At 63.1% G+C, this 7735-nt stretch carries 7 protein-coding genes and 1 pseudogene; 2 read left to right on the top strand and 6 right to left on the bottom strand.

Translation table 11 applies throughout. From position 1 onward, the window contains the following. A partial coding sequence (locus tag I5W_RS13640; protein ID WP_044529636.1) for a branched-chain amino acid ABC transporter substrate-binding protein occupies positions 1-593 on the bottom strand: 593 nt, incomplete at its 3' end. Positions 594-904: 311 nt separating this feature from the next. Between I5W_RS13640 and I5W_RS13630 the strand changes: the two genes are divergently transcribed. Beyond that, complete coding sequence (locus tag I5W_RS13630; protein ID WP_008334229.1) at positions 905-1369, top strand: Lrp/AsnC ligand binding domain-containing protein; 465 nt, start codon at positions 905-907, stop codon at positions 1367-1369. On the opposite strand, the gene I5W_RS13625 is transcribed toward I5W_RS13630, so the two are convergent. Then, positions 1359-2336, bottom strand: coding sequence for a cupin domain-containing protein (locus tag I5W_RS13625; protein WP_044529635.1), 978 nt, complete (start codon positions 2334-2336; stop codon positions 1359-1361). The two genes, I5W_RS13630 and I5W_RS13625, sit on opposite strands and share 11 nt — an antisense overlap. A gap of 168 nt (positions 2337-2504) precedes the next feature. On the opposite strand from I5W_RS13625, the gene I5W_RS13620 reads away from it, so the two are divergent. Beyond that, complete coding sequence (locus I5W_RS13620; protein WP_044529634.1) at positions 2505-3038, top strand: carboxymuconolactone decarboxylase family protein; 534 nt, start codon at positions 2505-2507, stop codon at positions 3036-3038. A 158-nt stretch (positions 3039-3196) separates the two neighbouring features. Here the strand turns inward: I5W_RS13620 and I5W_RS13615 are convergent. The 4 genes and pseudogenes from I5W_RS13615 to I5W_RS13600 form a co-directional block, all read right to left on the bottom strand. Further along, positions 3197-5261, bottom strand: a pseudogene (locus tag I5W_RS13615) (TonB-dependent receptor). A 159-nt stretch (positions 5262-5420) separates the two neighbouring features. Beyond that, positions 5421-5861, bottom strand: coding sequence for a hypothetical protein (locus I5W_RS13610; protein ID WP_044529633.1), 441 nt, complete (start codon positions 5859-5861; stop codon positions 5421-5423). 141 nt (positions 5862-6002) lie between these two features. Further along, complete coding sequence (dksA, locus tag I5W_RS13605; RefSeq protein ID WP_017453054.1) at positions 6003-6488, bottom strand: RNA polymerase-binding protein DksA; 486 nt, start codon at positions 6486-6488, stop codon at positions 6003-6005. Between the two features lie 477 nt (positions 6489-6965). After that, a complete protein-coding gene (locus I5W_RS13600) occupies positions 6966-7721 on the bottom strand; it encodes a HesA/MoeB/ThiF family protein (RefSeq protein ID WP_044529632.1) in 756 nt (251 codons plus the stop codon). Positions 7722-7735: the final 14 nt, after the last annotated feature.

Here is a 7735-nt window from a genome sequence, read left to right as displayed (position 1 = left end):
ACTTCGATGCCATTGGCCTTGGCGACCTTGGCGAACTCCTCGGCCAGGCCCTGGCCATAGGCGGTGCGGTCATCGATCACGGCCACGCGCTTGAGCTTGAGCTCCTTGGCTGCGTACAGGGCCATCTTGCCGCCCAGTTGGCTGTCGCTGGCGGCCACGCGGAACAGCGTGGCGAAACCTTGCTGGGTGATCTTGGGGTTGGAGGCCACGGTGGCCACCACGATGCCGGCATCGTTATAGACGCGCGAGGCGGGAATGGTCACGCCCGAGTTGTAGGGACCGACGACGGCCTTGACGCCCTGGTCGGCCAGCTTCTGTGCCACGGCCACGCCCTGCTTGGGATCGGCCTGGTCGTCTTCGGCGAGGACGTCGAACTTGATCTTCTTGCCGCCCACGGTAATGGGTTGCGCATTCAGACGCTCGACTGCCATCATCAGGCCGCCCTGGTTATCCTTGCCGGCCGATGCCTGCGGCCCGGTCAGCGGGCTGGAGAAACCGATCTTGACGACCTGGGTTTCCTGCGCCATGGCGAAGGCGGGGATCAGCGCCAGCGAGGCGGCGATGATGTTGAGTCCGGAGACGCGCTTGAACATGGGGTGTTTCCTCTCTTCTAGAAAGTCAGACTGCGGTTGGTGATTGCATTTGAAAACGCTGGAAAAGCAGGAATTGCGCCACCCCCGCCTTGTGGGCCGGGGCGTGCATTCCATTGCTGACGAGGTGCTGCTGTCATCCGCGCAGAAGCAGAGTGAACTTCAGGTGAATTCCGCTTCATGCCCGCACTACGTTATATTTTTTATGAGGGAGGATTCTATTGACTCTTCCTTGATATTAGGCGCGTTTATTACCTTTATAATCAGAATAAAATTTTCTCTATATTTTTTTCACTGAATAAAGTTCAGAAACCATGGCCGGACTCGACAAGATCAGCAAGAAAATTCTGGCGGAGTTGCAAAACGATGGTCGCATCAGCAACGTCGATCTGGCTGCCCGCGTGAACCTGTCGCCGGCCGCCTGCCTGGAACGGGTGCGCAAGCTGCAGGAGGCTGGCTACATCCTGGGCTACGCGGCGCAACTCAATCCCGAACTGCTGGATGTGTCGCTACTGGTCTTCATCGAGGTGGTGCTGGATCGCACCACGCCAGATGTCTTCGCCGAATTCAAGAAAAGCGTGCAGAGCATTCCCGAGATCATGGAGTGCCACATGGTGGCGGGAGGCTTCGATTACCTGGTCAAGTCGCGGGTCAAGGACATGAACGCCTATCGTGAATTTCTGGGCAAGTCGCTGCTGCAACTCAAGGGCGTGCGCGAGACCCATACCTATGCAGTGATGGAAGAAGTGAAGAACACTATCCGCCTGCCTATTCGCTGATCGCTCCTTGCTGCGCTTGCGCGCCCCTCATCTTGCGCCGGTAAGCGCCCGGCCCCATCCCGCTGAATTTCTTGAAGACGCGATTGAAGGCCGCCTCCGATTGGTAGCCCACAGCTTCTCCGATCTGCGCCGTGGACATCTTGCTATAGCTCAAAAAGCGCGCCGCCTGGCTCATGCGCAATTGCTGCACGACCTCGCCCGGGGTCGCGCCTCCCACTTCCTGGAAACGCCGCACGAAGGTAGCGCGCGACATGTGGCACAACGCTGCCAGGCGTGGCAGCGACCAATCTTCGTGCGGGGCTTGCAGCATCGCCTGCAGCGCCTCCTGCAATACGGGATGGGCCAGCAACGCCAGCAAACCCGGCCGCGGGCCACCCTGGGCCAGCCAGGCACGGATGGCCAATCCGAACAGGGCCGCCGCCAAGGCGGCTACCACCGCCTGGGCACCGGCCCGTAACTCTCCACGCCCATCGGCACCGCCGCATTCGTTGCGCAGCAAAGCGGCCAGCGTGCGCAGGCCATCGCCATCGGGCAGCTCGGCGCCGCGCACCAGCAGCACCTCGGGCAAGGCCTGTACCAGGGCATTGGAATGCGGGGCCTCAAAATGAAATTGCCCACAGAGGAAATCGGATAGCGGCTGAGCCCCTCCGCCCTGGTCATCGTTGACATGCAGCCGCACCGGCGCGGCAGTCACGCCCTGGCGCGGCGCGATGGCCTGCGCGGCGGGCGCAGTGAAGATGCCGTGGGCAGCACCACGCGTCAGGACGACCAGGTCGCCCGCCTGCAGCGCCAGCGGCTCGCCCTGGGCCAGTTGCAATTGCGCCCGCCCCTCCAGGATGAAGTGATACGGCGCCACCCCCTCGGGCAGGGCCGGGTGCGGCAAATGCCAGGGCTGGCCGAAGCGACAACGGATATCCAGGCCGGCGCGCACCGGATGCAGGGACAAGAGACGGCTGAGGGCATCCATCGGGCTTCCTTGAACAGATTTCTTGAAGTGAGCTTTTTGAGCAATTTTAAGCCATTTTCAAGCATTCATAATTTCATCGCGCGCGCCTAAAGTACATCCATGCGCAACACGGCCACCACGGCAATCCCGCCAAGGCCCAGGCGCTAACCCTCACCAAGGAGAATGACCATGTCCCGTTTGAACACTACCCCCGTCAGTCAAGCCAGCGGCCAGGCCGCACAACTGTTTGCCGCCATCAAGTCGGCCATCGGCATGGTGCCCAATGCTTATGCCGGCATCGGCAGTCTGAGCCCGGTGGCGCTGGAGTCGGCGCTGCAGTTGGATGGCGCGCTGCGCAAGAGCAGCCTGTCGGCCAAGGAAATCGAAGCCATCAAGCTGGCCGTGAGCCAAAAGGCTGGTTGTGACTATTGCCTGGCGGCCCATGCGCTGATGGGCAAGAAGGTCGGCCTGTCGGCCCAGGCTATCGAGGGTGTGCGCCACGGCCAGGCATCGGGCGACGACAAGCTGGACGTGCTGGCCGATTTCGTTCGTCAGTTGGTCGGTACCAGCGGCACCGTGGAAGCCAGCGTGGTGGAGCGCGTGCGCGCGGTGTACAGCGATGCCCAGATCGTCGATACCCTGCTGGCAGTAACGGCCATTACCTTCACCAATCTGTTCAACCGTGTGAACGATACAGTACTGGACTTCCCGCCCGCTCCGTAAGGCGCAAGTAGCGGGCAGGTGCGGCAAAAAAAGCCCGGCAGCCTCCTTGCGGAGACGGCCGGGCAAGCCGCGCTGGCGGGAGGCGCAGTCTCCCGCTGGCACTCGATGACGCCTGCCCACTGCGACTGGCAGGCGCCGTTGTGACCTATCCTCAGAAATCAGAAGCTCGTGCGCACCCCCACGATGAAGTTGCGGCCACCCAGCGGCACCGACTCGCGCAGCACCGAGGTGGACAGGCGGATGTCCTGGTTGAGCAGGTTGCGCGCCAGGGCGAACCAGGTCAGCTTGGCGCCATTGATGCGCTGGGTATAGGACAGATTGGCGTCGAGCTGGGTATAGGACGGGGTTTCGTAGGTTTCGAAGGAGGCCAGGCGGTCCTGCTTCTGCGCGCGCAAGAGTTTCACGCCGCTGGCCCAGGGGCCGGTCTTGTAGCCCAGTGCTATGCCGTAGCGGGTGGCCGGTTGCAGCGGCAGGTTGCCCAGGTTTTCCAGCGTGCCGCGCGAGGTGTCGGCAAAGACACGCCCGGAGAGGCCTTCGCCGTTCCAGTTGTAGGTGACTTCGGCTTCCACGCCACGGATGGTGGCATCGCCCTGCGACCAGAAGCGCTGGGTGAATTCGCCGTTGGGGTCGGCCGCGCCACTGCTGTCGACTTGGCCGTTGGTACGGCCGTAGATGAAGTTATTGACCTTGTTGCGGAACACGTTGCCCTTCCAGCGCACCAGTCCCTCGGTTTTCTGCAGGCTCAATTCGACGTTGTGTGACGTTTCCTTCTTCAATTGCTGATCGCCGATATCGAAGGTCGAAGTCGATTCATGCGGGCCGTTGGAATACAGCTCTTCCACGGTGGGGGCGCGCTGTGCGAAGGAATAGGTCAGGCCCAGGCCATAGCCGGGTTGGAAGGCCCACAGGCCGCCAGTGGACCAGGACAGCAGGCTGAAGTCGCGCCCCGGCAGGCCGCTGCCGCTATCCGGGCGGCGGCTCACGCTTTCGGCCCGCAGGCCGGCGCTGGCCAGTACCTGGCCGAACTGGCGTTCTTCTACCAGGAAGCCGGCAAACGAGTTCGAGCGGGTCGGCGGGGTCAGTTCGGCCGCGCCGGTATCGGGCGCCAGGGCCGAATAATTGCTCTGCTCGGTCTGCACGCCGAAGGTGCCATGCCAGCCGGCCAACGGTGCGTGGGTCAGCTCCCAGCGGGTCTGCAGGGCGCGGTTGGAGAACACCGTATTGGGCGTGCCATTCTGCTGCTTCTCGATGTGGGTGTAGTCGGTATAGCCCATGCGCACGCGCAATTTCTCGATACCGGCAAAGGGCCGGTTGACCACGGTATCGAAGTCGTAGCGGCTCTGGTGCAGGTCGATGAAGGACATCTCATCGGTGGGAATGCCATAGTGGTCATCCAGCGTGGCCGCCGACAAGCCAACATAGCCCCAGTTGCTGACGTAGGAGATGCCGGCGCCCAGGCTGGTCTCGTGCGTGAAGGAATTGGGCAGGCGACCGGAGGCACTGCTGCTGTCTGCCTGGCGAGCGTTGCCGGGGATCTTGTAGTTGTCGGTGTCGCGGTAGTTGCCGTCCAGGTGCAGGCCAATCTGGCCGGCCGAGGTGTCGAGCGAGAAAGAGCCGTTCTTTTCGCCATCGACCGTGCCGTAGCGTCCTTCGACGGTGCCGGTGGGCTTGCCGACCAGTTCGGTGGGGATGCGGTCATTGACCACGTTGACCAGGCCGCCGATGGCACCGGAACCGTACAGCAATGTGGCCGGGCCGCGCAGGATTTCGACCTGGCGCGCGGTGGCGGCTTCGGTGGCCACTGCGTGGTCGTTGGAAACGGTGGAGACATCGGCCACGCCCATGCCGTTTTGCAGGATCATCACGCGCGGCCCTTTCCATGCCGCGGATGATGGGACGCGAGGCGCCGGCACCGAAGGCGGAAGCCGATACGCCCAGTTCGCCATTGAGGGTATCGCCCAGTGAATTACCGAGCTTGTTGCGCAGTTCGTCACCAGCAATGACCTTGGCCGGGGTGAGTACTTGCACGTCTTCTTGCGAGGCGAAGGGAGTAGCGGTGACGACGATGGGTTGCAGGGCCGGCTGGGTAGCCGGGACGGTCGGGGTGGTCGGGGCAGCCGATGCTGCCGCAGTGGTATCAGCAACCTGGGCCGCAGCGGAAACGGACCAGGCAGCCAGGGCAGTGAGGACGGCCGAGGCGATGAGTTGGCGTTGCAATGCCATGTGAATTCCTTGTTATGCGCGAGGCGCCGCCCCTGTTGTTCTGTTGGGGATGGAGCGGCGCGGATACACCGGCCGTCGGCACGCGATCGCAACTGGCGGCCAGGCCAGCTACGGATACGCGAGGGACAACCGGTAACCAGTAATGGGGGAGGAAGGAATTCAGCGCGGCGGGGCGCGCGAGGAGAAATGGCAGTTGAGCGGCGCGTCCCAGGAGGCGAAGGCCTGCCACAAGGCCAGCAGGCGCACCGGGGGCAGCAGCGGCAAGGGCGGGAAATCGAAATGCACGCCTACCGACAGCGCGGCGGCGTCATAGTCCAGGCAGGAGTGATGCGCATGATGGGCATGGACGTCGTGCAGGTCATGCGCATCGGCGTCACGCTCGGAGTCGCTGCCCAGTGCAGCGCTGGTAGCCACCGAGGCAGCAGCGTGATCCTCCTCGGCTTCATCGAAGAGCGCTTCGCTGATGAGCGAATGCACCGTCCCGGGTACCCAGCCGGCGTGCGCGATGCCGTGCACGAAACCCAGCATCTGCGCAAACAGCAACGTCATCGCCAGGAAGGCGATGATGGCGGGGCTACGCAGGGAACGCAGACGGTTCATGGAATGAGACGGTGTGGAAATCGACAGCGGCGCCGGGGGCGCCGACTCGATATGACGGGGTCAACGGTCCTGCACCGGCAACAGGGCTGCCGGCACTGCGCCTGCGCACCCTGGGGCGCAGGCTTGATTGCAGGGCGAAGATCAGTCGCCGTAGAGCTTTTGCTTCAGTTCGCGGCGTTGCTGCGCTTCCAGCGAGAGGGTCGCGGTCGGGCGCGCCAGCAGACGCGGGATGCCGATCGGTTCACCGGTCTCTTCACACCAGCCGTATTCGCCATTGTCGATGGCCACGATGGATTGCTGCACCTTCTTGAGCAGCTTGCGCTCGCGATCGCGGGTGCGCAATTCCAGGGCGTGTTCTTCCTCGATGGTGGCGCGGTCGGCCGGGTCCGGCACCAGCACGGTTTCGCGCAGGTGTTCGGTGGTTTCATCCGCGTTCTTGAGCAGATCCTTTTCCAGTTGCTGGAGACGGGCCTTGAAGAAAGCGAGCTGCGCTTCGTTCATGTAGTCCTTCTCATCCATCTTGAGGATTTCTTCCTCGCTCAGCAACTGCGCTGCAGGGGTAGTTTTGGGAGTCTTGGTTGCCACTTCGCTTACTTTCAATACTACGGGTTTTTCAACTATATCCATTATCCCGGCTGATACTGGGCTGCCGGAACAGGTCGCTTTTGAATCCACTTCCCTAGCCGCGTTGGCACCTCTTCAATCGACGTTGACGCGTTCGGCTGGCCCGCCCGGTTACCCAGGCCGCAGCGCAGCGGTTGGCGCACGCTTTTTCGCGGTCAAGGATTGTACACCAACGATTCGCAATGCCAAGCCTTTGGCGCAGCGGCCCTGTGGGCCATGTCTGGGACGGCGACGTGCAGGCAGCAGCACAGCTCATGAAGCGGTTCATGACTCCCCCTGTGACGGGCAATGCGGGGCGGGCTGATCGCGTTATGAATTATCGTCGTTCCGGACATCAGCCTGGCTCGATGCTGCGCAGCAATCCAAGGTGACTCAAAGGTGACCATTGTGAATTGCGTTGCAACATCCAAACGAGTTTATACCAGAAGAGTGGGGCGGGATGGAAGCGGACATGCGTGCCAGGGCATTCCCGCACGGCATTCAGTTATGCCGCTGGGCGCATACCGGGCACTGGCGGTCGCGGCCGATGGCTATGGCGGTCCATTCCATCTCGCGCGCATCCAGGATCAACAGGCGTCCGGCCAGCGAGCGGCCGATCCCGGCCAGCAGCTTGATGGCTTCGGCGGCCTGCATGGTGCCGATGATGCCCACCAGGGGCGAGAACACGCCCATGGTGGAACATTGCACTTCCTCGAACTCGCGCTCGGGCGGGAACAGGCAGGCGTAGCAGGGTGCGCTTTGCTGACGCGTATCGAACACGCTGACCTGGCCATCGAAGCGGATCGCTGCGCCCGACACCAGCGGCACGCCGGCGGCCACGCAGGCGCGATTGACGGCATGACGGGTGGCGAAGTTGTCACTGCAGTCCAGCACCACGTCGGCCTGCGCCACCAGGGCTTGCAGGCGTGCGCCGTCGACGCGCTCGGCCACGGTGGTGACCTGCACGCCGGGATTGATCTCTTGCAGGGCCTGGCGACCGGATTCCACCTTGGGCTGGCCCACGCGGGCGGTGGTATGCATGATCTGGCGCTGCAGGTTGGTCAGGTCGACCGTGTCGTGATCCACCAGGGTGATATGCCCTACCCCGGCCGAGGCCAGGTACATGGCGGCAGGCGAGCCCAGGCCACCAGCGCCGATGACCAGCGCGTGCGACTGCAGCAGGCGGGTCTGACCGGCGATGTCGATATCGTCGAGCAGGATGTGGCGCGAGTAGCGCAGCAACTGTTGGTCATCCATGTCAGTCCGGCTGT

Source organism: Herbaspirillum sp. B65 (assembly GCF_000333555.1).
GTDB classification, from domain to species: Bacteria; Pseudomonadota; Gammaproteobacteria; order Burkholderiales; family Burkholderiaceae_D; genus Herbaspirillum; species Herbaspirillum rubrisubalbicans.
Note: the sequence above shows the minus strand (reverse complement) of the source record. Positions and strands in the feature narration are given on the sequence as shown.